General features: G+C 41.9%; 18 protein-coding genes. 7 read left to right on the top strand and 11 right to left on the bottom strand.

The genetic code is table 11. The features are described 5' to 3' along the window. Positions 1 to 29 precede the first annotated feature (29 nt). Positions 30 to 1,340, bottom strand: a complete 1,311-nt coding sequence (locus A9Z07_RS07025) for an alpha/beta fold hydrolase (RefSeq protein WP_069577777.1) — start codon at positions 1,338 to 1,340, stop codon at positions 30 to 32. Between the two features lie 354 nt (positions 1,341 to 1,694). Between A9Z07_RS07025 and A9Z07_RS07020 the strand changes: the two genes are divergently transcribed. Beyond that, complete coding sequence (locus tag A9Z07_RS07020) at positions 1,695 to 2,960, top strand: glutamate-5-semialdehyde dehydrogenase (RefSeq protein ID WP_069577776.1); 1,266 nt, start codon at positions 1,695 to 1,697, stop codon at positions 2,958 to 2,960. Positions 2,961 to 3,034: 74 nt separating this feature from the next. On the opposite strand, the gene A9Z07_RS07015 is transcribed toward A9Z07_RS07020, so the two are convergent. The 4 genes from A9Z07_RS07015 to edd all read right to left on the bottom strand — a co-directional run bounded on the left by A9Z07_RS07015 (position 3,035) and on the right by edd (position 7,618). Then, positions 3,035 to 3,550 (bottom strand): gluconokinase, encoded by a 516-nt coding sequence (locus tag A9Z07_RS07015; RefSeq protein WP_004775774.1) that lies wholly within the window; start codon positions 3,548 to 3,550, stop codon positions 3,035 to 3,037. Between the two features lie 20 nt (positions 3,551 to 3,570). After that, positions 3,571 to 4,929, bottom strand: coding sequence for a GntP family permease (locus A9Z07_RS07010; protein ID WP_004775775.1), 1,359 nt, complete (start codon positions 4,927 to 4,929; stop codon positions 3,571 to 3,573). Between the two features lie 185 nt (positions 4,930 to 5,114). After that, the gene (gene eda / locus A9Z07_RS07005) at positions 5,115 to 5,744 is read right to left on the bottom strand and encodes a bifunctional 4-hydroxy-2-oxoglutarate aldolase/2-dehydro-3-deoxy-phosphogluconate aldolase (protein ID WP_069577775.1); all 630 of its coding nucleotides are present in this window, start codon (positions 5,742 to 5,744) and stop codon (positions 5,115 to 5,117) included. 20 nt (positions 5,745 to 5,764) lie between these two features. Next, on the bottom strand, positions 5,765 to 7,618 hold the full coding sequence (gene edd, locus A9Z07_RS07000; RefSeq protein WP_069577774.1) for a phosphogluconate dehydratase: 1,854 nt from the start codon (positions 7,616 to 7,618) through the stop codon (positions 5,765 to 5,767). 742 nt (positions 7,619 to 8,360) lie between these two features. Here edd and A9Z07_RS06995 point away from each other — a divergent pair. Together A9Z07_RS06995 and pta are read left to right on the top strand one after the other, a co-directional pair. Continuing rightward, positions 8,361 to 9,536: an acetate/propionate family kinase gene (locus tag A9Z07_RS06995; protein ID WP_069577773.1), complete on the top strand. Its 1,176-nt coding sequence runs from the start codon at positions 8,361 to 8,363 to the stop codon at positions 9,534 to 9,536. A 34-nt stretch (positions 9,537 to 9,570) separates the two neighbouring features. After that, positions 9,571 to 11,706: a phosphate acetyltransferase gene (gene pta / locus A9Z07_RS06990; protein ID WP_069577772.1), complete on the top strand. Its 2,136-nt coding sequence runs from the start codon at positions 9,571 to 9,573 to the stop codon at positions 11,704 to 11,706. 39 nt (positions 11,707 to 11,745) lie between these two features. On the opposite strand, the gene A9Z07_RS06985 is transcribed toward pta, so the two are convergent. Together A9Z07_RS06985 and A9Z07_RS06980 are read right to left on the bottom strand one after the other, a co-directional pair. Then, on the bottom strand, positions 11,746 to 12,423 hold the full coding sequence (locus A9Z07_RS06985; RefSeq protein WP_069577771.1) for a DUF6348 family protein: 678 nt from the start codon (positions 12,421 to 12,423) through the stop codon (positions 11,746 to 11,748). A 67-nt stretch (positions 12,424 to 12,490) separates the two neighbouring features. After that, positions 12,491 to 13,396, bottom strand: a complete 906-nt coding sequence (locus A9Z07_RS06980; protein ID WP_069577770.1) for a DMT family transporter — start codon at positions 13,394 to 13,396, stop codon at positions 12,491 to 12,493. 183 nt (positions 13,397 to 13,579) lie between these two features. On the opposite strand from A9Z07_RS06980, the gene A9Z07_RS06975 reads away from it, so the two are divergent. The 3 genes from A9Z07_RS06975 to A9Z07_RS06965 all read left to right on the top strand — a co-directional run bounded on the left by A9Z07_RS06975 (position 13,580) and on the right by A9Z07_RS06965 (position 16,758). Then, positions 13,580 to 14,440, top strand: coding sequence for a helix-turn-helix transcriptional regulator (locus tag A9Z07_RS06975; RefSeq protein WP_069577769.1), 861 nt, complete (start codon positions 13,580 to 13,582; stop codon positions 14,438 to 14,440). Between the two features lie 146 nt (positions 14,441 to 14,586). Beyond that, positions 14,587 to 16,113, top strand: coding sequence for a fumarate hydratase (locus A9Z07_RS06970; RefSeq protein ID WP_004775785.1), 1,527 nt, complete (start codon positions 14,587 to 14,589; stop codon positions 16,111 to 16,113). Between the two features lie 102 nt (positions 16,114 to 16,215). Further along, positions 16,216 to 16,758 carry a DUF2059 domain-containing protein gene (locus A9Z07_RS06965; RefSeq protein WP_069577768.1) on the top strand — a complete coding sequence of 181 codons (543 nt, stop codon included), beginning with the start codon at positions 16,216 to 16,218 and terminating at the stop codon, positions 16,756 to 16,758. Between the two features lie 22 nt (positions 16,759 to 16,780). Here A9Z07_RS06965 and A9Z07_RS06960 read toward each other — a convergent pair whose 3' ends face one another. The 4 genes from A9Z07_RS06960 to tig form a co-directional block, all read right to left on the bottom strand. Continuing rightward, complete coding sequence (locus A9Z07_RS06960) at positions 16,781 to 17,497, bottom strand: DUF2846 domain-containing protein (protein WP_047430609.1); 717 nt, start codon at positions 17,495 to 17,497, stop codon at positions 16,781 to 16,783. A 152-nt stretch (positions 17,498 to 17,649) separates the two neighbouring features. Continuing rightward, a complete protein-coding gene (clpX, locus tag A9Z07_RS06955; protein ID WP_004775788.1) occupies positions 17,650 to 18,960 on the bottom strand; it encodes an ATP-dependent Clp protease ATP-binding subunit ClpX in 1,311 nt (436 codons plus the stop codon). Between the two features lie 41 nt (positions 18,961 to 19,001). Beyond that, complete coding sequence (clpP, locus tag A9Z07_RS06950) at positions 19,002 to 19,607, bottom strand: ATP-dependent Clp endopeptidase proteolytic subunit ClpP (RefSeq protein ID WP_004775790.1); 606 nt, start codon at positions 19,605 to 19,607, stop codon at positions 19,002 to 19,004. A 361-nt stretch (positions 19,608 to 19,968) separates the two neighbouring features. Next, positions 19,969 to 21,300 (bottom strand): trigger factor, encoded by a 1,332-nt coding sequence (tig, locus tag A9Z07_RS06945; protein WP_004775791.1) that lies wholly within the window; start codon positions 21,298 to 21,300, stop codon positions 19,969 to 19,971. 249 nt (positions 21,301 to 21,549) lie between these two features. Between tig and A9Z07_RS06940 the strand changes: the two genes are divergently transcribed. Next, entirely contained in the window at positions 21,550 to 23,724 is a 2,175-nt protein-coding gene (locus A9Z07_RS06940; protein ID WP_069577767.1) for a TonB-dependent receptor domain-containing protein, read from the top strand. Positions 23,725 to 24,071: the final 347 nt, after the last annotated feature.

The raw sequence follows: 24,071 nt of genomic DNA, 5'->3' as shown, positions 1-24,071 counted from the left end.
ACTTCCCTTTTCAATTTTTGAAAGATTGATTAAATCTGTTTTTGACGCTCAATAAAGCGGGTTAAGCGCTCAGCCACATCAAAACTACCATGCTTAAATAAGATACGTAAGCCTTGTTCTGTTGCATCAAAAATTAAGCTTTCAATCTTAAACTCGCCTTCTTCATCCGCTAAATTCAAAGCCAAATCGCGTGGATGCTGACTGACAAAATCAAGTTGTTCCTGCTGATGAAGCTTCAAATAAACGCCAAAGAAGGTAATATCAACAATGCTCACCCCTGCCTCAGTATCTAAATGACGATGGGTCAGTTTCGTTTCTGGTTGTAAGACCGCAATACGTTCTTCACCACGACGCTCAATCTGTTGCATCTGTTCACGATTCATCGGAATGATGCCATCCAGATTTTCGATAGATTCACCCTTTAAGAAAGTGGTAAACAGATTCATGGTTTCTTTACGACGTTGCAATTGCGGGACATGATCTGCATTGGCAATCAAGGCAAACTGCATGTCTTGGCATTGTAAGGCAAAATCGGCATTTTCATGAGGCAAGGTAAAGCTATCGTACTGGCCTGCCGCAACTAGCGTTTTACATTGTGGTACAGGCACATTACTTAAACGCAATAAGCGGTTGCAGTTAATTTCATAACGCTCGCGCTCTGTGGCACTAAATTCCGCCATTTGTCTGAAGAACAGGCGCTTGGCGGTTGGCGACATGCGTGTTTTGTCCAGTTTCGCATGATTCACAAGATAGAGAATAACAGCCTGTCCAAACTCTTCCATACGATCTTCACGCATTAAATGCAAAGACTCTTCAAGCAGCATACGCCAGCTTTTACGTGTCTTCTGCATGACCCCCATCAATACCATACGGTCAATCAGTTCTGGACGCTGGTCTGCAAATGAAGAAGCGACCACCGACCCCAATGACATCCCCATCATTGAAACCTTATCGATACCAACAATATCAAGCCATTGACCAAGCATTTTTGATAAATCAGGGAGTTCCAGAATTCCAGCAGATTCACCTGTATCAACATTACGAATCTGTTGATTCGCGCCCATTGAAGGTAAATCGATTAAAATCACAGGCCCGCTCTCAAAGAGTTGCTCAACGCAATACTTATAAGAGTTAAAATTTTGAAATGCGCCCCCGACAATGACAATAGGCGTGTTATAGATCGTTTTAGGATCTGCAATCGCCATATATTCAATTTTCCAACCATCGATCCATGTTGTACGCGCTGGTTGTTTAAAACTGTTTTTATTGTATATGTCGAAAAAACCAAAGCCTGTGTAGGTATGATTTATATCCGAGTCCATTTGGATAATGGAATTCATGTCCTTCCTCCATCCTTGTTTATTTTTCTGTTGCAAGCATCACACTTTTACCGATTGCTAGCTGCAAGTTAACAAATTTATAAAATTTGTATTACATTTATCCTATACTTTTTCATTCTATACATATGCACGTTTTATACGCAATCATTTCCTTAACCACTTATCTTGTTTAAATGAATAATCTTTTGCAAAATATGTAGTCTTGGCTTTAGATTCAATATCTTCATCGCACTAAAATAAAAAATTTTGCGCCAATTAACGTTTTATAATTTTTTGAATTGTTAGTTTCGCCTATTCATTGTTCAGCATTTGGCTGTTACTATCTTTATAAATACATGCAAATATCAAACTGCTATGCAAGACTCTATTCAAAATTATATGCAACAAGTCGGTGCTCAAGCGCGTCAGGCATCTCGTATGTTAACGAGTGCATCAACGCATTTGAAAAATCATGCCTTGTCTGCCATCTATACAGCCTTGGAAAATAATCAGGCTCAGATTTTAGCAGCCAATCAAATTGATATGGACAATGGTCGCCAACGTCAATTAGATAGCGCCCTGCTGGATCGTTTAGAGCTTACCCCCGCACGCTTTAAAGGCATGCTCCAAGGCTTAAAAGATGTAATTGGTCTTGTTGACCCGATTGGTGAAATTACAGATTTGGCTTATCGCCCTTCAGGTATCCAATTAGGTAAAATGCGCGTTCCTTTGGGCGTGATCGGGATGATTTACGAATCAAGACCGAATGTGACCCTTGAAGCGGCATCACTGGCGTTGAAATCTGGTAATGCGATTATTTTACGTGGTGGTTCAGAAGCACTTGAGTCAAACAAGGCGATTGCGACCGCGATCCAGCATGGTTTACAAATTTCGGGCTTGCCTGAGCATGCGGTTCAGGTGATTGATACACCAGATCGTGCAGCTGTTGGACACCTCATCACCATGACTGAGTTTGTTGATGTAATTGTTCCGCGCGGTGGTAAAAGCCTGATCGAACGTATCAGCAATGAAGCACGTATTCCTGTCATTAAACATTTAGATGGCAACTGCCATGTGTTTGTTGAAGCTCAGGCCGACCTGCAAAAAGCGTTACCGATTGCCCTGAATGCAAAAACGCATCGCTACGGCGTATGTAATGCTATGGAAAGCTTATTGGTTGACGAAGCGATTGCTGAAGAATTCTTACCACGTATCGCTGAACTGTATGCCGAAAAGCAGGTTGAACTGCGTGGTTGTCCTGAAACCCAACGTATTTTAGGTGTCTCGATCAAGGCTGCAACGGAAGAAGACTGGTACACCGAATATCTAGGGCCAATTCTTGCTGTAAAAGTTGTGACGGGAATGGATGAGGCAATTGAGCATATCAATAAGTATGGTTCACACCATACCGATGCCATCATTACCGAAAACTTTAGTCTAGCACGCGAGTTTTTGGCACGCGTTGACTCAAGCTCAGTGATGATCAATGCTTCTACCCGCTTTGCTGACGGTTTTGAATATGGTTTAGGCGCGGAAATCGGGATTTCAACCGATAAAATCCATGCTCGTGGCCCAGTTGGCCTAGAAGGTTTGACCTCGCAAAAATGGATTGTGTTTGGCGACGGTCAAATCCGCCAATAATTAAAATTTGCTATATAAAAAACGCCTGATATTGATCAGGCGTTTTTTTATTTTTATTACTTATGCAGTTAAGTTCAGATTTCTTGACATATGCCCTTGCTTAGATCAAGTTGTTGCATGACCTGCGTAACAATTTGTTCAGGTGATAAAGCAATATCAATCGTAATTGCTTCATAAGCATCAGGTTCTTCTAAAGTATCCAGTTGGGTTTGTAATAAGGATGGATCAAAGAAATGTCCCGATCTGGCTGCCAGTCTTTGTTGTAATAACTCATACGAGCCTTTTAAGTACAGAAACTTAATGTTCTGGTCTTGTCCTCGTAAAATATCACGATACATTCGTTTTAAAGATGAGCATGTAAATACCGTGGTTTCCCCCATGCTTTGCTTCGTTTCGATCACCTGACGAATGGCTTGTAACCAAGGTAGACGATCTTCATCTGTCAAAGGTATGCCTTGGCTCATCTTACTTTTGTTGGCAACCGAATGCAGTGTATCACCATCAACAAAATCACAAGCCAGACGCTCCGACAATAACTCACCAATGAGGGTTTTTCCTGTCCCACAGACACCCATTGCAATCACAATCATGAATTATCTCCCTCTAATCCTTACAAAATAGCGCTAAGCAACAATGTAAAAGACAAACCAAGTACCGAAATAATCGTTTCCAGTACCGACCAAGTTTTAAGTGTCTGTCCAACCGTCATACCAAAATACTCTTTGATTAGCCAGAAACCTGCATCATTCACATGCGAGAAAATTAAAGAGCCAGAACCTGTCGCTAATACCAGAAGTTCAGGTCTAACCACCACACCAGCTGCCGCAGCAATCGGTGCAACAATACTACACGCCGTCGCCATAGCCACTGTAGCCGATCCTGTTGCCAGCCGTATCAAAGCGGCGACAAACCACCCTAACAGTAAAGGTGAGAGATTTGCTTTTAAGGCAGTCGATACAATTTCATGGGAAATCCCACTATCTCTTAAAATACCACCAAAACCGCCGCCTGCACCGACAATCAACAAAATACCAGCAATTGACGCCAGACATCCACCACAAAATTTTTCGATTTGCTCACGATTGAATCCTTGCATGGAACCAAAGGTAATAAAGCTGACCAGTACTGCAATCAGCAATGCAATATCAGAAGAACCAATGAAACGTAATAGCTCATTTGGAAAGGTTTTTGGAGCAAAGAAAATATCTGCCCAACTTCCGACCAGCATGAGTACAACGGGTAACATGATCGTAAATAGCGTAAGACCAAAGCTCGGTAATTCACGAGTTCTGTCATGATTTACTTCAACAAATTGTGTCGCCAGCGGGTTGTTTTCAGGCAATTTGACATACTTGTTGATCCATAAAGCATATAACGGACCCGCAACAATGGCAGTCGGAACACCGACCAACAAACTGTACATAATTGTTTTGCCAATATCGGCATGATAGGCCTGAACCGCGAGTAAAGCAGCGGGATGTGGGGGAATTAAACCATGCACCACCGATAGACCTGCGACCATGGGTAAGCCAACGACAAGTAATGATTTACCTGTCCGCTTAGCAATGTTGAATACGATTGGGATCAGTAGTACAAAACCGACTTCAAAAAAAACAGGAAGGCCAACGATAAGTGCAATAAACATCATGGCCCAATGAATATACTTTTCACCAAACCATTCAATTAAAGTAATTGCAATTCGTTCTGCACCGCCCGACTCGGCCATCATCTTGCCCAGCATGGTGCCTAACGCAATCACAATTGCAAGGTGGCCCAAAGTGTTCCCAGTCCCCTTTTCATAGGATTTGACAATCCCGTCCATTGGCATACCAACGGCAAGACCTAAACCGAGAGAAACAATAATCAGAACTAAAAAGGGATAAATTCGAAACTTCGCAATCATAACCACTAAAGCAATAATCGCGATTACAGTGTAGATAAGCAACATGCCACCTTGAACCGTCTCCATGTAAAACTTCTCCTTGGAGTAATACTATTTAGGCACCAACCTAAACAAAGGTCTTCAATCAAAGTAATCCTACTGTTGAGACACTAATTTTTTATATTTAGATATGACCAGCGTTCACTGGCCATAACGACACGACATCTAAAGCGCATAAAATGCACTTCATTTTTTATAAATTTTGACTAGATTTATAAAGCTTTTAACTGGCTCGCAATTTGTGCCAAGCGAGTAATTTCAGCCCAGTCCTGAGTCGCGACAGCCGCTTTAGGTGTTAACCATGAACCACCGACGCACACGACATTAGGTTGTTTTAAGAAATCTGGTGCTGACTCAGCCGTGATTCCACCCGTTGGACAAAAACGTAAGTTTGGAAATGGACCATAAAAGGCTTTTAGCATTTCAACACCACCAGCCTGTTGAGCTGGGAAGAACTTCACGATGTCATAGCCCAATTCAATTGCCTCAATCAGATCACTTGGTGTCATCACACCCGGCAATAGAGGTAAGCCAGCATCTTGTGCAGCCAAATGCAGATCTTTAGTTAAACCCGGAGATACACCAAATTGAGCACCAGCTTTTTTAGCTTGAGCACAATGTTCCGGTTTGGTAATGGTACCGACACCCACCACAATGTCATCAGCCAATTGACTCGCACGCTCAATCGCAGCCAGTCCCGCAGTGGTACGTAAGGTAATCTCAAGAACTTTTACACCACCCGCATGTAACGCGCGTGATACATCTTCACCTTGCTCGGCAGAATCAAATGCCAATACAGGAATGACTGGACCTAATTTGACGATATCTTCAATTTTAATCATTATTTTTCAGTTCCTTTGATTCAAATCTGCTCTGGCGAATTTTCACCAACTAATGCACCAAACACAGATGCGCCGTGTTCAGCTGGCGCAGCAGCAGCACGGAAAACACCAAATAATTCACGGCCAAAGCCAACTTCGTTTTCAGCCTGATGTTCTGGCTGCGCAACAGGTCGTGCTTGCCATACATCGTTATCTATTTCAACATCGAGTACGCCTGCCTCAGCATCAATGATCAACATGTCCCCAGTTTGAACTTTAGCAATCGGTCCATTTAACAAAGCTTCTGGAGATAAATGAATTACCGCAGGAACTTTGCCTGAGGCACCAGACATACGCCCATCCGTCACTAAAGCAACATGGAAACCTTGATCTTGTAAAACACCCAGCACTGGCGTCAGACGATGCAATTCTGGCATACCGTTGGCACGGGCACCTTGAAAACGAACAACTGCAATAAAGTCCCGGTGCAACTCACCACGATCAAACGCAGCTTGCACAGCTTCTTGAGAATCAAAGACAATTGCGGGAGCTTTAACTTTACGATGTTCAGGTGCAACAGCAGAAATCTTGATAACACCACGACCAAGGCGACCTTGCATTAAACGCAAGCCACCATCTGGTTGAAACGGGGCGTCAATGCTACGAAGGACTTTATCATCAAGACTTTGAACCACACCGTCAACCCAAATGAGCTTAGCGTCAATTAATTTAGGTTCTTTTGTATAATGTTGTAAGCCTTTACCTGCAACTGTCGTTACATCGTTATGTAGTAAACCAGCCTTAAGTAAGTTACGAATAAGGAATGCTACTCCACCCGCAGCTTGGAAATGGTTTACATCGGCTTTACCATTTGGATAGATTTTTGCGAGTAGCGGAACAACAGCAGACAACTCATCAAAGTCATCCCAGTCAATCAAAATGCCAGCCGCGCGTGCAATTGCAATAAGGTGTAACGTGTGATTAGTTGAACCGCCTGTAGCGAGTAAAGCCACGATGCCATTGATAATGGCTTTTTCATCAACAACATGACCAATTGGAGTGTAATTGCCTCGCTCTGCAGTTAAGTCAAGAACACGCTTAGCGGCTTCAGCGGTCAGTGCATCACGTAATGGTGTATGAGGGTGAACAAATGCGGCGCTCGGCAAATGTAAACCCATCACTTCCATTAGCATCTGGTTACTGTTTGCAGTACCGTAGAATGTACATGTCCCCTGACCATGATAGGCTGCTGATTCAGCTTCAAGCAAAGCATCGCGACCCACTTGGCCTGTAGCAAATTGCTGACGGATTTTGGCTTTATCATCATTCGATAACCCACTACTCATCGGACCAGCGGGAACAAAAATCGTCGGTAGATAACCAAATTGTAAGGCACCAATCAATAAGCCAGGCACGATCTTATCGCACACCCCGAGGCACAATGCAGCATCGAACATGTTATGCGAAAGTGCAATCGCGGTACTCATTGCAATTGTTTCACGTGAAAACAATGACAATTCCATACCAGCATTACCTTGAGTAATACCATCACACATTGCTGGTACACCCCCAGCAAACTGTGCCACACCACCATTTTCACCAGCGGCTGTTTTTATAATGTATGGAAACGTTTTGTAAGGGGCATGTGCCGAAAGCATTTCATTATATGAAGACACAATACCAATATTAGGTTCACGTCCAACTTTAATAATTAATTTTTCATTATCTTCCATGCTGGCAAAACCATGCGCTAGGTTGGCACACGAAAGCGCGCCACGAGCTGGAAATTTACCTTGGGCATGTTCAATACGTTGTAAATATGCAGAACGCGTTTTTTGGCTACGCGCAATTACTCGTTCGGTAACTTTTGCCAATATTGGGTTGGGCAAGTCCATGCTGGACGCTCCTGTACAACTGGATAAGCTGGAAAATAAATGCAACAGATGATCGACATCCTGATCACCTGTTAAAGGATGTACAATAGTATTAATGCAAAAAGCGACATGCAAGCCCTCAGCAATGCAACAAACTTGTACAAAATAACAGCGTGAATATTTTTTATCGCTTAATTCCCTTCACAGAAATGGTTTTACTTTTGTTAATATAAATTGATCCATCAGAATAAATAAATATGAGAAAATTCTATTATTTTCAAAGCAATAAAATATATTTATAAATGTAGAATTACCTCTATTTTCACTGCCATTTTATATTAAAGATATTTATCATTTACTGTTTAAACCTATATAACAGTGGCAAAAGCTGAACTTCATTTACGTATATTATTTGTAATATATTTTTCAAATTAATATAAGAGACATCATTTATTATTTAAGAAACACTTCCACTTAATACTTGAATTTTACACTGAATAGTCATCTGTTCTTTATAAATATATAGAAGAATCTGATTGCATCATCTACAAAAAAGCCGCATATCATGTTTAAACTTTAGACTAAAAGTTTCGGTGTTATAAATGAAGGGCTGTCAGATAGTGCTTAAGTCTAATGGGCTAAAGTCTATCTTCGCCAATACGACGTCCCATGTTAAAACATGGCGCTTGATTCCACTGCCTCATGCGTTGCAGCAAGATCAAAGTGTTGATCATAAAATTTAAAATCTGTTAGGTGTTCAAACGTGGCTATATCTGTATTAGTAATTAACTGTGGTTCATCATCAATCAAATACGCGCTCATCTCGGAACGCCGTGAAGATCGTATTTATGGTTTGGCAGAAAATCTCGGCGCAGCAGATGCCCGTATTAAAGGGGTCACACTGGGTGGTGAACCGTTAGAACTTTCAATTCCTTATGCAGATCATGCCAAAGCACTGGAAACCTTATTGGCACGTTTAGCCAACTATAACCCGCAAGCCATTGGTCACCGCGTAGTGCACGGCGGCAATATCACCAAAGCAGAATTGTTAACACCTGAACTGGTACAACGTATCGAAGCTGCGACTCCTCTTGCACCCTTACATAATCCAGCACATTTAATCGGGATTGAAGCCACCATGCGCTTGTTCCCGCAACTGCCACAGGTTGCTGTTTTTGATACCGCGTTCCATCAGACCATGCCTGAACACGCTTATCGCTATGCACTGCCACAGTATTTGTACACCGAACATCAAGTGCGTCGTTATGGTTTCCATGGCACTAGCCATGCCTACGTGACAGAACGTGCCAGCGAACTGGCGGGTAGCAAGAATCAAGGTGGCTGGCTCAGTGCCCATTTAGGTAATGGTAGTTCAACCTGTGCCGTATGGAATGGTCATAGTGTCGATACCTCAATGGGCATGACACCACTAGAAGGTGTGGTGATGGGTACCCGTAGCGGTGATGTCGATCCAAGTCTTCACCTCTTCCTTGCCAGCAATCTCGGCTGGGATATCCAGAAAATTGACAGTATGCTCAATAAAGAAAGCGGCTTACTGGGCTTGTCTGGCTTATCCAATGACATGCGCACCTTGGTGGAAGCCTCTGAAAATGGACATGAAGATGCAACGCTTGCGATTGAAGTATTCTGCTATCGTCTAGCCAAATCTTTATCCGCTTTAAGTTGTGGTTTACCACGTCTGGATGGTTTAGTCTTCACAGGTGGTATTGGCGAAAACTCAGCCTATGTACGTGAAAAAACGTTGGGCTATTTATCTCACTTTGGTTTGCAATTTAGCAAAGAGAAAAATGATGCTTTAGCACGCGGTAGCGAAGGCCGTATTGATAATGGTACGGGTCCACAAATCTGGGTCATTCCAACTGATGAAGAAGGCCGTATTGCCAAAGAAACCCGTCAAGTGATTGAGCCAACTGCTTAATTTATTCAAAATATAAAATAGTGATAAGGTCATTATGAATACAATTTTACTCATCCCAACGGGGGAAGGTGTTGGTTTAACATCTGCTTGTCTAGGCATGATCTATGCGCTGGACTGTAAAGGGATCAATGCGGGTTTCCTAAAACCATTTTCTCAGATTGCAGATGCACCTGTCGATCGCACTACCACCCTTTACCACCATCTATTTCAACATCCTTCCGTTGAACCGATTAGCTACGAAAAACTGACCCAACTGATTGCCTTGGGTGAAACCGATGAATTACTGGAAGAAGCGGTGGCACTCCATCGCCAGATTGCCGCTAATCATGATGTGATCATTGTTGAAGGCTTGGTGCCGAATGGACAAGATCATTTTGCCAGCGAAATCAATGCAGCACTCGCTCAAGCACTGGATGCTCAAGTGGTTCTGGTCAGTACCGCTGATCTGGCAGATCCTCGTAAAACGGCTGAAAAAGTCGATGCACATTTACGTCAGTTTGGCGGCGCAGCATCAGCACGTACTACAGGCGTACTATTCATGCGCACCAAGGGTCTTCCAGAGGGTACTGCAGAAATTCCGGTGACGCTCGACCCAAGCTTACGCCTAGACCAGCACATCGAAGCCTTTGCTCTGGAACTGCAACGTTATAATCGTTATATGGGCACAAATGACCTACCGATTATTGGACTGGTGCCATTCAGTAATATTCTGAGTGTGCCGCGTAGTCTGGATATTGCCCCAGTCATTAAAGGAACCTGGTTGCATCAAGGTGAAGCCAAACAACGCCGGATTTTACATACCAGTTTAATTGCTTCGAACATCGAATCCGAGCTACATAAGTTTGTTGCAGGCGAACTGATTATTAGTGCCTCACAACGGACTGATGCACTTCTGGCTGCTAGTCTTGCCAGTAGTAATGGCACGCCGTTGGCAGGTCTGGTCTTGACCGAACAGGCAGCGCCTGCGGACAACGTTTTAGAATTTTGCCAAAGCGCGATTAAACAAGGTTTACCCATCTTACATACGCCGTTAGATACGTTGGAAACGGCGCAACTATTACATCGTTTTGGTAATGAAATTCCAATTGATGATACTGAGCGGGCCGAGCAAGTGACGCGATTTGTTTCCAGCCATATTGATAATAACTGGCTTGATCAACATACCCAGAATAACCTGCACCCTCGCCTGTCACCTTCAGCTTTCCGCTATGAACTGGTACAAAAATCGATTTCAGCCAAAAAACGAATCGTATTACCAGAAGGTGATGAACCACGTACCGTACAGGCCGCAGTGATTTGTCAGACGCGTGGTATTGCGCAATGTGTCTTATTGGCAAAACCAGAATCAGTGGCAGAAGTAGCAAAGGCACGTGGTATTCAACTGCCAAATGACTTAGAAATTATTGATCCAGATAGCATTCGTGATCAATACATTGAGCCAATGGTTGAACTGCGTAAAGGCAAGCTCGATGCCTTACAAGCCAAAGCACAACTGCAAGATACTGTGGTACTTGGCACCATGATGCTGGCTCTGGATCAGGTCGATGGTCTCGTTTCAGGCGCGATTCATACCACTGCCAATACGGTACGCCCTGCATTTCAGTTGATTAAAACTGCACCGAACTATTCGCTGGTGTCATCGATCTTCTTCATGTTGTTGCCTGATGAGGTCTATGTGTATGGCGACTGCGCGATTAATCCTGATCCAAATACCGAGCAGCTTGCTGAAATTGCGATTCAGTCTGCCGACTCAGCCAAAGCCTTTGGTCTTGATCCGCGTATTGCCATGATCAGCTATTCAACAGGAACGTCAGGCACAGGTGCAGATGTCGAGAAAGTGGCTGAAGCAACTAAAATCGCACAACAGCGTCGTCCAGATTTATTGATCGATGGGCCATTGCAATACGATGCGGCTTCGGTTGAAAGCGTGGGTCGTCAGAAAGCGCCTGATTCTCAAGTCGCTGGTCGTGCCAATGTCTTTATCTTCCCAGATTTAAATACAGGGAACACCACTTATAAAGCAGTGCAACGTGCGGCAAATGTAGTCAGCGTTGGCCCAATGCTACAAGGCTTAAACAAGCCTGTGAATGACTTGTCTCGTGGTGCGTTGGTGGATGATATTGTGTTTACCATTGCCTTGACCGCGATTCAGGCAGCTCAGTCAATGTAACTATAAAAAAACTGATGTAGCAGAACAGGTTTTGCTACATCAGTTTTTAAAGTAATTTCTAATCCGTTCCCAACCACGATCTTTCTTGCGTTTTAATATAATAAAATTACGAACACTATAATACCCAGAACTTGGTTCCCAGAATAACCGTTTTAAAGCATCTAAGCCATCTGCCCAGTCTTGGTTTTCAGCTAGTGCTTCAAACGTTTGCTCACCCTTAAAATCACAGAAGAATACTCTATACCACGCAAAATCATGAGCTGGTTTGTGTTTTAGAATGGCCTGTTCAATTGAAGAAAAGAATTCGCTAGGTGGTGCGGGTGAATTATTAAGATCGCTACGCTGTCCAATATTACCGATATAAGCTGTATATTTTTTTCCTGCTATTTGCCATTGCTCTATAGTGACTTCAGTGGGGTCATTCTGCTTCCAGAAAGCAGCAAGAAAAACATGTAATGAATTAGCAGAAAAATTCTGTACCGCATTCAGTACCCCCTCATTTCCCCTCCCTATGCCCACAAAACTCTCAGTGATGATTCTCTTATCCTCTAACATCACCTCAACATCTAGACGACCATGTGTTTCATGTTCTAACCAATTGGCCCGCATCGCTGGGAGTTGCCCATAAGGTACAATCCAGTCATCAAACGTTTGAACCGAAACACCATGTTCTTCTAACAAATCAATCATTATTTGTGTGACTGATTGATTATTCATAAAGCATATTCCATATTTTTTTATTCAATATATCAGCTTCATATACCAACTAAATCAAATTTCATACTCAGGCTTGTTTTGAAACCCCAATTCTTTTTAACTGCGGCCCTTTCACAAAGAAAATTGCATTGCCACATAGAATTAAAATCACCCCAATCACCGCATTCATTTGCCAGTGATAACCTTCCCATATCGTCGAGATCACCAACGCCACCAAAGGGAACAGCAAGGTACTATATGCCGCCTTCCCTGCCCCAATACGCCCCACTAGAAAGAAATAGGCAGTAAATCCAATCACCGAACCAAAAATCGCCAGATAGAGCAAGGCACTCACGGCGCTGAATGGCATACTCGGGAAAAAGTTGTCCTGCTTGAACCACGAGATCACAGCCATCAATAATGAACCGTACAACATGCCATAAGCGTTAGTAGTAAAAATATCCAGCCCATGTTTCTGATGGCGAGCACTGATCATATTCCCCAGAGAGAAGCCATAAGTGCCTAAAATACACAGTCCGATACCCAGCAGAGTATGACTGTTTAAAGTGGTGCCCACCACGTCATGCCAGAATAAAGCAACAATTCCCAACACACCGAGTAAAGCGGCAGGATAAAACCGCGCAGATACTTGCTGAGAGAAAAATAATCTGGCATTGATGGTATTGAAAATCACGGCCATAGAAAAAATGACCGCTTCTAAACCACTGCTGATATATTGCACCGCATAGTAAAAACAGACGAAGTTAAATCCAAAAATACAGCACGCCTGTAACATACAGAATAAGTGATCTTTTGGCGCCAGCTTTTGCAACTTTCGGCTCATTGCAACGAAAACAAACAAGACCAGTGCCGCGATAAAAAAACGCCAGAACACCGCAACATTGGCTGAAATCCCACTTTGTTGTTGCAGCGTAATCGCAATCCATGTGGTTCCCCAGATCACCACCACCAAGGCATATAACAGCGCATTCATCTCTTTTAAACCAAACTTAATCACAACGAATACTATTTTGCGAGATTTGATGACTTGAGTTCTTGCACAATCTTGCGGTGATTATCATAGAGTTGCGTTTTTCTATAGGCTTTTTGACCAGATGACAAAACTGGCTGAAAGTTCTACACTAAACTGGATCATATTTGGCCCTGCGTATAGAAGATGAAATATCAGATTCTAGATCAATTACAGCAATATAAAGCGCAATTGCTCGACTCGGTAGAACTGGGTTCGGGTATGCAGTTGGCCATGTGGCAAAATAATCAGGATCGTGTCAGTGTCTGTAGTAATCACCACACTTTGAGTATGTATATTCAAGGGGGTTATGAAAGCTACCAAAAGACACCACAGGGCTGGCACAATGGTGGCGGGCCAGATCGTATGTGCCTAATGCCACAGGATTTTGAATCGACTTGGGATCTACGTGATCCACTCACCTTTGTACATCTGTACTACACTGAACAGCACTTGCAACGGGTGGCTGAACAAGTCTGGGATCGTGAACCTAGCCAGATCATTTTAAATCCGCAGATTTTTGTAGGCGATGCACAAATTTCCATGATCTATCGGCATTTTTTACTCAATGGTGCATGGCAAAACCGCGAAAATCACTTGCAGATGAGCACCGCAACCACGCTGCTACTCAATCACCTCATCAAGAATTATAGCCATGCTCAATGGCAAGCACCCGAAGTTAAAGGTGGACTCTCCCCTTATGTGCTTAAGCTGTTATTAGAATGGATTGATCAACATTTACATTTGAGTTTGACCTTGTCTGATCTGGCTCAGCAAGCGCAACTCAGCGAGTATCATTTTGCCCATATGTTCAAACAATCCATGCATATGCCACCGCATCAGTATGTCATGCAGCGCCGTCTTGAACTGGCACATCAGGCTCTCGAACTCACCACAGCCAATTTGACAGACATTGCGGCTCAATATGGTTTTAGCTCCAGTAGCCATTTTAGTCATCGCTTTAAGAAACAGTTTGGCTATTCGCCATCCCAAATCAGAAAAAACTAAAACACAAAATTTATCCTGATGCGTGCTTGATGATCAGTCTCATTGTTTAGACCTTTCGCCAAATCTGAGCTAAAACTCCCACAATCATTCCTTTTTGTCATATAATTTAGCCCGCCAGCTAATCGCCCGCTCAAGAGAAATTTGATATGACAACGATCATCAAACAAGATGACTTGATTACATCAATCAAGGATGCCCTGCAGTTTATTTCTTACTATCATCCACAAGACTTCATCCAAGCGATGAGCCGTGCGTATGACCGTGAAGAAAACAAAGCTGCAAAAGATGCTATTGCACAGATCCTCATCAACTCACGTATGTGTGCTGAAGGTCACCGACCAATCTGTCAGGATACAGGGATTGTTAACGTTTTCCTTGAAGTTGGCTTAGACGTTAAATTTGATTTAACCATGAGTCTGGATGATGCAGTCAACGAAGGTGTACGCCAAGGTTACCTAGAGAACTCAAACGTACTGCGTGCTTCTGTTTTAGCAGATCCAGCTTTTGGTCGTAAGAATACCAAAGACAATACACCTGCCGTAATCCACTACAAACTCGTACCTGGTAATAAAGTCGATATTACTGTGGCTGCAAAAGGTGGCGGTTCAGAAAATAAATCTAAACTCGCGATGTTAAACCCATCAGATTCGATTGTGGATTGGGTACTTAAAACTGTTCCAACCATGGGTGCAGGCTGGTGTCCACCAGGTATGCTCGGTATTGGTATCGGTGGTACTGCTGAAAAAGCCATGATGCTTGCTAAAGAAGCACTCATGGAAGAAATCAACATGGACGAATTACTTCGTCGTGGCCCACAAAGCAAAATGGAAGAACTCCGTATCGAGATCTTCGAGAAAGTGAATGCATTGGGTATTGGTGCACAAGGCCTTGGTGGTTTAACCACAGTGCTTGATATTAAAATCAAGGATTACCCATGCCACGCAGCAGGTAAACCAGTCGGTATGATTCCAAACTGTGCTGCAACTCGTCATGCACACTTCCAGTTAGACGGTTCAGGTGTTGCACATATTCAAGCACCAAAACTTGAAGACTACCCTGCTGTGACTTGGGATTCTTCTCAATCGAAGCGTGTCAACCTTGATACCATTACGCAAGAAGAAATGAATGCATGGAAACCAGGTGACACATTATTGTTGAACGGTACGATTTATACAGGTCGTGATGCTGCACATAAGCGCATGGTCGACATGTTAAATAATGGCGAAGAACTTCCAGTCGATCTCAAAGGTAAATTCATTTACTACGTGGGTCCAGTTGATCCAGTCGGTGATGAAGTGGTTGGTCCTGCTGGCCCGACAACGGCTACTCGTATGGATAAATTTACCCGTCAAGTGCTAGAAGCAACTGGCTTGTTCGGCATGATCGGTAAAGCGGATCGTGGCCCAACTGCAATTGAAGCAATCAAAGATAACAAAGCAACTTACTTAATGGCTGTAGGCGGCGCGGCTTACCTTGTATCTAAAGCGGTACGTGAAGCTGAAGTAGTTGCCTTTGCTGATTTAGGTATGGAAGCAATCTACAAATTCGTAGTTGAAGATATGCCTGTATCTGTTGCGGTTGACGTGAATGGTACTTCAATTCATGCCACTGCACCAAAAATCTGGCAAGCCAAAATTGGCAAGATTCCAGTGGTTGATGCCGCTGCGTCATAAATAATACTCATACAATAATCATAGCCGAATCATCGTATTCGGCTATTTTTTTGCCTAAAGCTTCTGCTAGATTATAAAGATGAGAAGAATAAGGAAATGCAAATGAATAAATATTTACTCAGCATGCTGCTTGGTCTGAGCTTACTCGGCAACATACAGCATGCCTTTGCATCTCCTGCACAAAGCAAATCAATCAAAGAACTGATCAAGCTCAGTGACCTTGAACATGTCTTAAATACTTCACTTGATGAGATGCAGCCAACACTGGATCTTGAGGCTGAAAATATTCTATTACGGGTATTGGGCAAAGATGAACTCACCACAACACAAGAACATCTAGCGGTGCTGGAACTCAGTCAATTATTAAAAGAAACCAGCTCAAAAATGTTTGCTCGACCTGAAACCATTCAAACGATTGAAAAAATCTACGCAGATGCACTCAGTGAAGAAGAAGTCCAAGCCTATTTAAAATTTTTAAAGACACCTGAAGGCCAGTCAATTAATCAAAAGACATTGCAAATCACCACCCACGTTTTTCAATACATGAATAATATCAGTCAAAAAACCTTAAGTGATCCAGAACAAAGTTCACAACTTAAAGAGCAGTTTCTTACGATTATAAAACCGCTGATTCAAGAAGAATAAACGGCTCTATTTATTGTCATGATTACCAAGTCAGAGGGTTCCAAAGTTTAAATGGTTTGACCAGATGTACCTCTGACTTTGCATCATACTTCGCTGGTTTTAACTCTTGCGGTTTAGAACGCACTTTACCTGATGCATCCTGCGCGACAAAGTTATAGCTGGATGATTTTAAACGGGTAAAGGCAATTTCCTGATGCGCCACTTTATCTGGCATGACCATAAATGGCCCCGTATGCTCACTGCGGGAAATCTTATTTTCTTCGTCATACTTGATGAAATAAGTCTGAGCAGCATCTACCGTAAAATCCAGATATTTCGGCTTTTGGAAATGTAGTCCAGCCAATGGTCGGCTCACACTAAGACGATAGGTGCCTGCGGGTAGCTCAAGCCAGTAATAGTGATTATGCAATAGACTTGGAATACGGTGTCCGTTAATGAATAAATTGGCCGCAGCAATTTCCTGACGATTCCAACGCGTATCAGGACGATAGAGATAAACTACCGCAGCTTGTTCATTTTGCGGTTTAACTGGTGCGAAATACTGACCTAATTTTTGATTGACCCAGCCGCCCACACTAAAGCCGCCAACATGATATTGATCAAATAAACCCGGTTCTTTTTCTGTATCCACAGGGGGTAATGTTGCTGTCAGTGCGGTTGGTTTTTCTTCAACAGCTTTATGGCTTTGACAGCCAGCGAGCACCCCTGCACAACATAATGACAATATTAAATAACGCATGACATCCCTCAAGGCGTTTTCTTGAATTTATTTTTAACAACGCAAAACTATGCGGATTTTTTTCAATTTTAAGATTAACACCTCGTTGCCCAATTGCAAATAAAAAAAGCATGAAAAGCCAAGCCTTTCATGCTTTTTCAGATAGACGAGAATTAAGCCGATTTAGAATCGACTACCTTCAAATCCTTCTTTTCAATCAGTTCAGGTGTGCCTGTCTGTGGTAGACGTTCTGGCTTAAAGGTTGGTTTCGCCGTACCATTAATGACTGCTTCATCTACAATAACCGTGCCTACATCAGTACGACTTGGTAAGTCATACATGGTTTCAAGCAACACATTTTCCAGAATTGAACGCAGGCCACGTGCACCTGTATTACGATCTAGCGCTTTTTTCGCTACCGCACGTAATGCAGACTCATCAAAAACAAGATCGACATCTTCCATCGTGAACAGGTACTGGTATTGACGCGTCAATGCATTTTTAGGCTCTGTCAGAATCTGCATCAATGCTTCTTCATCCAGTTCTTCCAAAGTTGCAATCACTGGCAAACGACCAATAAATTCAGGAATCAAACCGAATTTAACCAGATCAGTAGCTTCCACCTGACGGAACAATTCAGAGACTTTTTTACTGTCATCTTTATTCTTCACATCAGCGGTAAAACCAATCCCGCCCTTCTCTTGACGTTGCTGTACGATTTTTTCCAGCCCAGAGAATGCACCACCACAAATAAACAGGATATTTGCAGTATCAATCTGGATGAATTCTTGCTGTGGATGCTTACGACCACCTTGCGGAGGAATAGAAGCAACCGTACCTTCAATCATTTTTAATAATGCTTGTTGTACGCCTTCACCAGACACATCACGGGTAATTGAAGGATTTTCAGATTTACGCGTAATCTTATCAATCTCATCAATATAGATAATGCCTTTCTGTGCTTTTTCTACATCGTAATCCGCTTTTTGCAATAACTTCTGCACGATGTTTTCAACATCTTCACCCACATAACCCGCTTCGGTTAAGGTGGTTGCATCTGCCATCGCAAACGGTACGTCAAGTAAACGTGCAAGGGTTTGCGCCAGTAATGTTTTACCCGAACCAGTAGGGCCGATCAGCAGAATATTACTTTTCGCAATTTCAATGTCTTGATGCCCATGAGTCGACTGACCCACTTTTAAACGCTTATAGTGGTTGTAGACGGCAACAGATAAGGTTTTCTTTGCAACATCTTGCCCAATGACATACTGATCTAAGGCAGCACGTATTTCGTGTGGTTTCGGCAAAGCTTTAGTTGCCCAATCGCCAGCTTCAACTTGTTGACTAGTTTGTACTAGGTCCAAGCAGACATCCACACACTCATTACAAATATATGCGTCCTCACCAGCAATCAATTTTCCAACTTCAGATTGCGTCTTACCACAAAATGAACAATGTTTTTGTCCTTGAGGATGTTCGGACATATTTACTCCACAACTTAAATCTTAAACTTAGGTCCTAAAAATCAGGGACGTTTGCTCAGCACTTCATCTACTAAACCATATTCTTTGGCTGCTTGTGCAGTCATGAAATTGTCACGATCTGTGTCACGTGCAACAGTTTCATAATCCTGACCACTATGTTCAGCCATCAAGCGGTTTAAACGCTCTTTAATAAAGAGAATTTCACGCGCATGAATTTCGATATCAGATGCCTGACCACGGAAACCACCGAGTGGCTGGTGAATCATGACACGTGCATTTTCAAGACAGTAACGTTTCCCTTTCGCACCCGCATTCAACAAGAATGCACCCATTGATGCTGCTTGTCCCATGCAATAAGTTACAACATCAGGTTTAATAAACTGCATGGTGTCATAAATCGCCATACCTGCAGTTACCGAGCCACCTGGTGAGTTGATGTAAAGATGGATGTCTTTTTCTGGATTTTCTGCTTCAAGAAATAACATCTGCGCAACGATTAAGTTCGCCATGTTATCTTCAACTTCACCCGTTAAGAAAATAACACGCTCACGTAATAGACGTGAAAAAATATCGAATGAACGCTCACCACGAGATGATTGTTCAACGACAACAGGAACTAAAGCATTTTCAATTGTTGGAACATACATACGTTTACTTATTCCTAAATTATTGTGACTCGATCTATGCCAACAATATGAGGGATAATCGATGAAATTGCAAAAGGTTCAATCTGAAATATTCGATTATTTAGACTAAAATCTGGTAATTTTTCGAGAAATTAACACTTTCATAACATAGGGTTTTAAGCACTTGCATCAATACTTTCAAGGATAGAAATTTTCGAATTCTACAAGCCCTGCTCCCTCGTATTTCACATGCTAAATAATAGAACAGAATTCAAGCCGTAGCTGCACAATTCATTTTTTAACGATCTACCCAATGTATATAACTTAATCCTAAAGAAAAAGGCGCATTAAGCGCCTTTTTCTTTAATCAACTTTTGAAAGATTAGCCACGACGAGCTTGTTGTTCTTTCAATAAGTCTTCGTAGCTGATCGCAACATCTTTTACTTTAGCAGCAGCTAAGATGTGATCAACAACTTGATCTTCTAACACAACAGCTTCGATTTGAGCACGTTGTTGTTTGTCATTTTTGAAGTATTCAACAACTTCTGTTGGATCTTCATAAGAAGAAGCCATGTCATCGATGTAAGCATCAACACGTGATTGGTCAACTTCAAGTTTAGCATCAGCTAATACCTTGCTTACCAATACGCCAAGCTTAACTGATTTTTCAGCTTGCTCTTTAAACAATTCATCTGGAAGCATGCTGCTGTCAAATGCGCCTGCACCTTGAGCACCAAACTGTTGAGTGAATTGCTGGATCATTTGTTGACGTTGACGGTCAATTTCCTGAGCAACCATAGATGCTGGAACTTCGATTTCATTAGCAGCAACAAGCGCATCAAATGCAGCTTGTTTAACTTGGTTACGAAGACCGTTGCGAACTTCACGTTCCATATTCTTACGAACGTCAGCTTTTAACTTGTCTAAGCCTTCTTCTTCAGTTAAACCAAAGATTTTTAAGAATTCAGCATCGATTTCTGGAAGTTTTGGTTTTTCAACTTGCTTCACAGTGATTTTGAATTGAGCAGCTTTACCAGCCAAGTTTTCAGCTTGGTAATCTTCTGGGAAAGTCACATCGATAACTTTCTCTTCGCCAGCTTTCATACCAACGATCCCGTCTTCAAAACCTGGGATCATACGACCTGAACCAAGTACAAGTTTAAAGTCTTCAGCAGCGCCGCCTTCAAACTTTTCACCATCAACAGTACCTTCGAAGTCGAAAGTCACTTGCATGTCTTTCTTCGCCATACCTTTGGTTACAGCCCAAGTTTGACGTTGTTTTTGCAAGTTTTCGATCATCACATCAACGTCTTTATCGTTGATTTCTGATGATTTACGTTCAACTTCCAAGTCAGCAAAAGCTTTCACTTCAACTTCTGGATAAACTTCAACAGTTGCTTCAAAAACTAAAGCATCATCTTTGTTTTCAACTTTCTCAATGTTCGGCATACCGACTGCATTGATTTTTTCTTGTTGAATTGCTTCAAATACGGTGTCACGAATGATGTCATTCACAACTTCTTGATAAATGCCTGCACCATATTCACGGCGTACAACATTCAAAGGCACTTTACCTGGACGGAAGCCGTTGATCTTCACAGTTTTGGCAGTGCGTTGTAAGCGAGCTTCAAATTGCTCGTTAACACGGCTCGTCGGTACAGAAACATTTAAACGACGGGCAACGCCCGAAACCGCTTCAGTCGTTACTTGCATGGCTTCCTCGATATATAGTTAGTAATAACAATTTTTAAAGTGCCACATTATATGACAACTTTCTGGATATACAAAATCGGAAGCTAAAAAAGCAAATATATTTTTCATTTTGTTCGAAATCATAGTTTTCTTAAATGAATATTAAATTGAATGTTACTTTTTGTTGTTAATGATAAATATTATCACTATAATTCGCACTGATTTTGAGCACTTTATCTATTTTTCTCGTCCAGCTTTGGAACTCTAGTTATGAGTAAATTTAATTTATCCCCGCTTTCTTTTGCATTACTTGGGGCAATGACCACTTCGGCTTTTGCTGATACAACAACATCTGAAAACACCAATACACACCAGCTTGCAACCATTGTGGTATCAGCTTCTGGCTTCGAACAAGATATTAAAAACGCACCAGCTTCTATTAGCGTTGTGACTAAAGAAGATATTGAAAAGAAAAATGCGACCAGCATTGCTGATCTACTTTCGGACGTGCCAGGCATCGATATCCGTGATGGTATTGGAAAAACCTCAGGCTTAAATATTAAAATGCGTGGCCTAGGCAATGAATACAGCCTCATTCTGATTGATGGTCGCCGTCAAACCACCTCTTCTGATGTGACACCAAATGGTTTTGGCGAATCGGCAAATGGCTTTTTACCTCCACTAGCTTCAATCGAACGTATTGAAGTGATTCGTGGACCAATGGCAACACGCTATGGTTCAGAAGCGATGGGTGGTGTAATTAACATTATTACCAAAAAAATTAGCAATGAATGGAATGGTAATGTCACCGTCAGTGGCAATGTGATGGAACATGGCGGCGAAGCCGATTCATGGAAAACCAGCGTTGTCGTAAACGGCCCAATTATTCAAGATAAGCTAGGTCTACAATTACGTGGTTCTTATTTAGATCGCCAAAAGTCAGAACGTGTGCCAGGTACTTCAGGTCGTGATCCACGTCCAAGTGAAGCAGATATTTATGATGTTGGTGGAAAACTATCATTTAAGTTAAATGATCAAAATAGCTTCTGGATTGATGGTTTTCACTCAAGTCAAACTTATAAAAATGATGACAACCGCTTAGGTACACTGGATACCCCAGAACGTGCTAATGGCTACAAAGACGAGCTAGAATTCAAACGAGACCAAATTGCTGTCGGTCATAATGGTGACTATAGTTTTGGTCAATGGAATTCTTATGTCAGCCAGACTAAAACAGAAACAATTGGTCGTACAATTCCTAGAAATACATTCCCAGGGAATGCTTCAGCAGGTCAGGACCGTACCTTAAAAAATACTGATTTTGTTGCTGATTCGCATGTCATTTTACCAATTGCAGATCACAAACTTACTGTCGGTGCTGAATATAAAGAAGCTGAAATTGCTGATGATATTGCTGGTCTTGGTGCAACATTCAAAAAAGACTCATTCTCTGTTTATGCAGAAGATGAATGGCGTATCCTAGATAAACTTGGCTTTACGTTCGGTGGTCGTTATGAGGATCACTCAGGTTTCGGTGGTCAATTTAGCCCACGCGCTTACCTCGTTTGGAATGCAAATGACGAACTTACATTTAAAGGTGGTGTCAGTACAGGTTATAAGGCTCCTTCTGCAAAAGACCTTCACAATGGTGTTATTAGTGTAGGAAATCAGGGAGGTACATTTAATGTTGGCTCTCCTAACTTAAAACCTGAAGAATCAACTAACTATGAGCTAGGTTTCAACTATAACAATGGCAATTTAGACCTGACCACGACAGCATTCTTTAATAAGATTAAGAACCTGATTACTGATGGGCCTGAATTACTAAACTGTTTCTCTGCAAAAAATCCAAATCAACCAGGTTGTGTGAGCTATGGATCACATATCACTCAGGATACTTTTTCACAAAAAATTAATGCAGATGAAGCTGAAACCAAAGGTGTTGAACTCAGCTTGAAGTACAGCATTATTCCTGAATGGGACATTAAAGCTGCATACACCTATATGGAATCAGAAATTACCAAAGGTAAAAACAAAGGTTCTTATCTGAGCAATGTTCCTAAGAATGCATTTAATATGACTTCAACCTGGCACATCAATGATGCCTTTGATGTATGGTTACAGCATGAATATAAGTCAGACCGTAAGCGCTACAATACAGAGCAAACCGCAGGTGATGCCGCTATTATTTATAATGCAACCAACAATAAATTAAAGGGTTACAACTTATTTAATCTGGGTACAAGTTATAGTGTCAATGATCAATTACGCTTCAATGGTTCAGTGAACAACCTGCTCGACAAAGATTTCACCAGTAATGGCTCATATATTGATGCCAATGGTAATCCCGCTTCTTATTATGACTATATGCAAATTAGTTCAGGGATGTCTGGTACTTATCTGGCAGGTCGTAACTACTGGTTATCTGTATCTTATGACTTCTAAATAATCTATATGCTGTAATAAAAAAACCTGCACATGCAGGTTTTTTTATACTTATTCCCCTCCCCAATCACTTCATGCTTATAAATTCGTAATTTAGTCAGTATTGATACACTGGGAAAAATAATCTAAACGTTAAAACTGCGATCACTTTTCAATCCGAGCTTTCGACCATATTCATTAGCTTTTAACTTTTACTCTCACTTCTCTTTTCCATTAAAAATAACAAACTGATATTCAAAAGTTTTCATATTGACTGGATATAAAAAAATTAAAACCCGCTTCATTCAAATGAAAAAAATCACAAAATCTAAATTAAAAGTTAATTTTTAAATCACAATCGTTTTTAT

Source organism: Acinetobacter sp. YK3, assembly GCF_001729365.1.
GTDB classification, from domain to species: domain Bacteria; phylum Pseudomonadota; class Gammaproteobacteria; order Pseudomonadales; family Moraxellaceae; genus Acinetobacter; species Acinetobacter vivianii.
Note: the sequence above shows the minus strand (reverse complement) of the source record. Positions and strands in the feature narration are given on the sequence as shown.

Coding starts and splice junctions, on each gene's coding strand:
- A9Z07_RS07025 (WP_069577777.1), bottom strand. CDS start 1,340: ATGAATTCCATTATCCAAATGGACTCGGATATAAATCATACCTACACA.
- A9Z07_RS07020 (WP_069577776.1), top strand. CDS start 1,695: ATGCAAGACTCTATTCAAAATTATATGCAACAAGTCGGTGCTCAAGCG.
- A9Z07_RS07015 (WP_004775774.1), bottom strand. CDS start 3,550: ATGATTGTGATTGCAATGGGTGTCTGTGGGACAGGAAAAACCCTCATT.
- A9Z07_RS07010 (WP_004775775.1), bottom strand. CDS start 4,929: ATGGAGACGGTTCAAGGTGGCATGTTGCTTATCTACACTGTAATCGCG.
- eda (WP_069577775.1), bottom strand. CDS start 5,744: ATGATTAAAATTGAAGATATCGTCAAATTAGGTCCAGTCATTCCTGTA.
- edd (WP_069577774.1), bottom strand. CDS start 7,618: ATGGACTTGCCCAACCCAATATTGGCAAAAGTTACCGAACGAGTAATT.
- pta (WP_069577772.1), top strand. CDS start 9,571: ATGAATACAATTTTACTCATCCCAACGGGGGAAGGTGTTGGTTTAACA.
- A9Z07_RS06985 (WP_069577771.1), bottom strand. CDS start 12,423: ATGAATAATCAATCAGTCACACAAATAATGATTGATTTGTTAGAAGAA.
- A9Z07_RS06980 (WP_069577770.1), bottom strand. CDS start 13,396: ATGAATGCGCTGTTATATGCCTTGGTGGTGGTGATCTGGGGAACCACA.
- A9Z07_RS06975 (WP_069577769.1), top strand. CDS start 13,580: ATGAAATATCAGATTCTAGATCAATTACAGCAATATAAAGCGCAATTG.
- A9Z07_RS06970 (WP_004775785.1), top strand. CDS start 14,587: ATGACAACGATCATCAAACAAGATGACTTGATTACATCAATCAAGGAT.
- A9Z07_RS06965 (WP_069577768.1), top strand. CDS start 16,216: ATGAATAAATATTTACTCAGCATGCTGCTTGGTCTGAGCTTACTCGGC.
- A9Z07_RS06960 (WP_047430609.1), bottom strand. CDS start 17,497: ATGCGTTATTTAATATTGTCATTATGTTGTGCAGGGGTGCTCGCTGGC.
- clpX (WP_004775788.1), bottom strand. CDS start 18,960: ATGTCCGAACATCCTCAAGGACAAAAACATTGTTCATTTTGTGGTAAG.
- clpP (WP_004775790.1), bottom strand. CDS start 19,607: ATGTATGTTCCAACAATTGAAAATGCTTTAGTTCCTGTTGTCGTTGAA.
- tig (WP_004775791.1), bottom strand. CDS start 21,300: ATGCAAGTAACGACTGAAGCGGTTTCGGGCGTTGCCCGTCGTTTAAAT.
- A9Z07_RS06940 (WP_069577767.1), top strand. CDS start 21,550: ATGAGTAAATTTAATTTATCCCCGCTTTCTTTTGCATTACTTGGGGCA.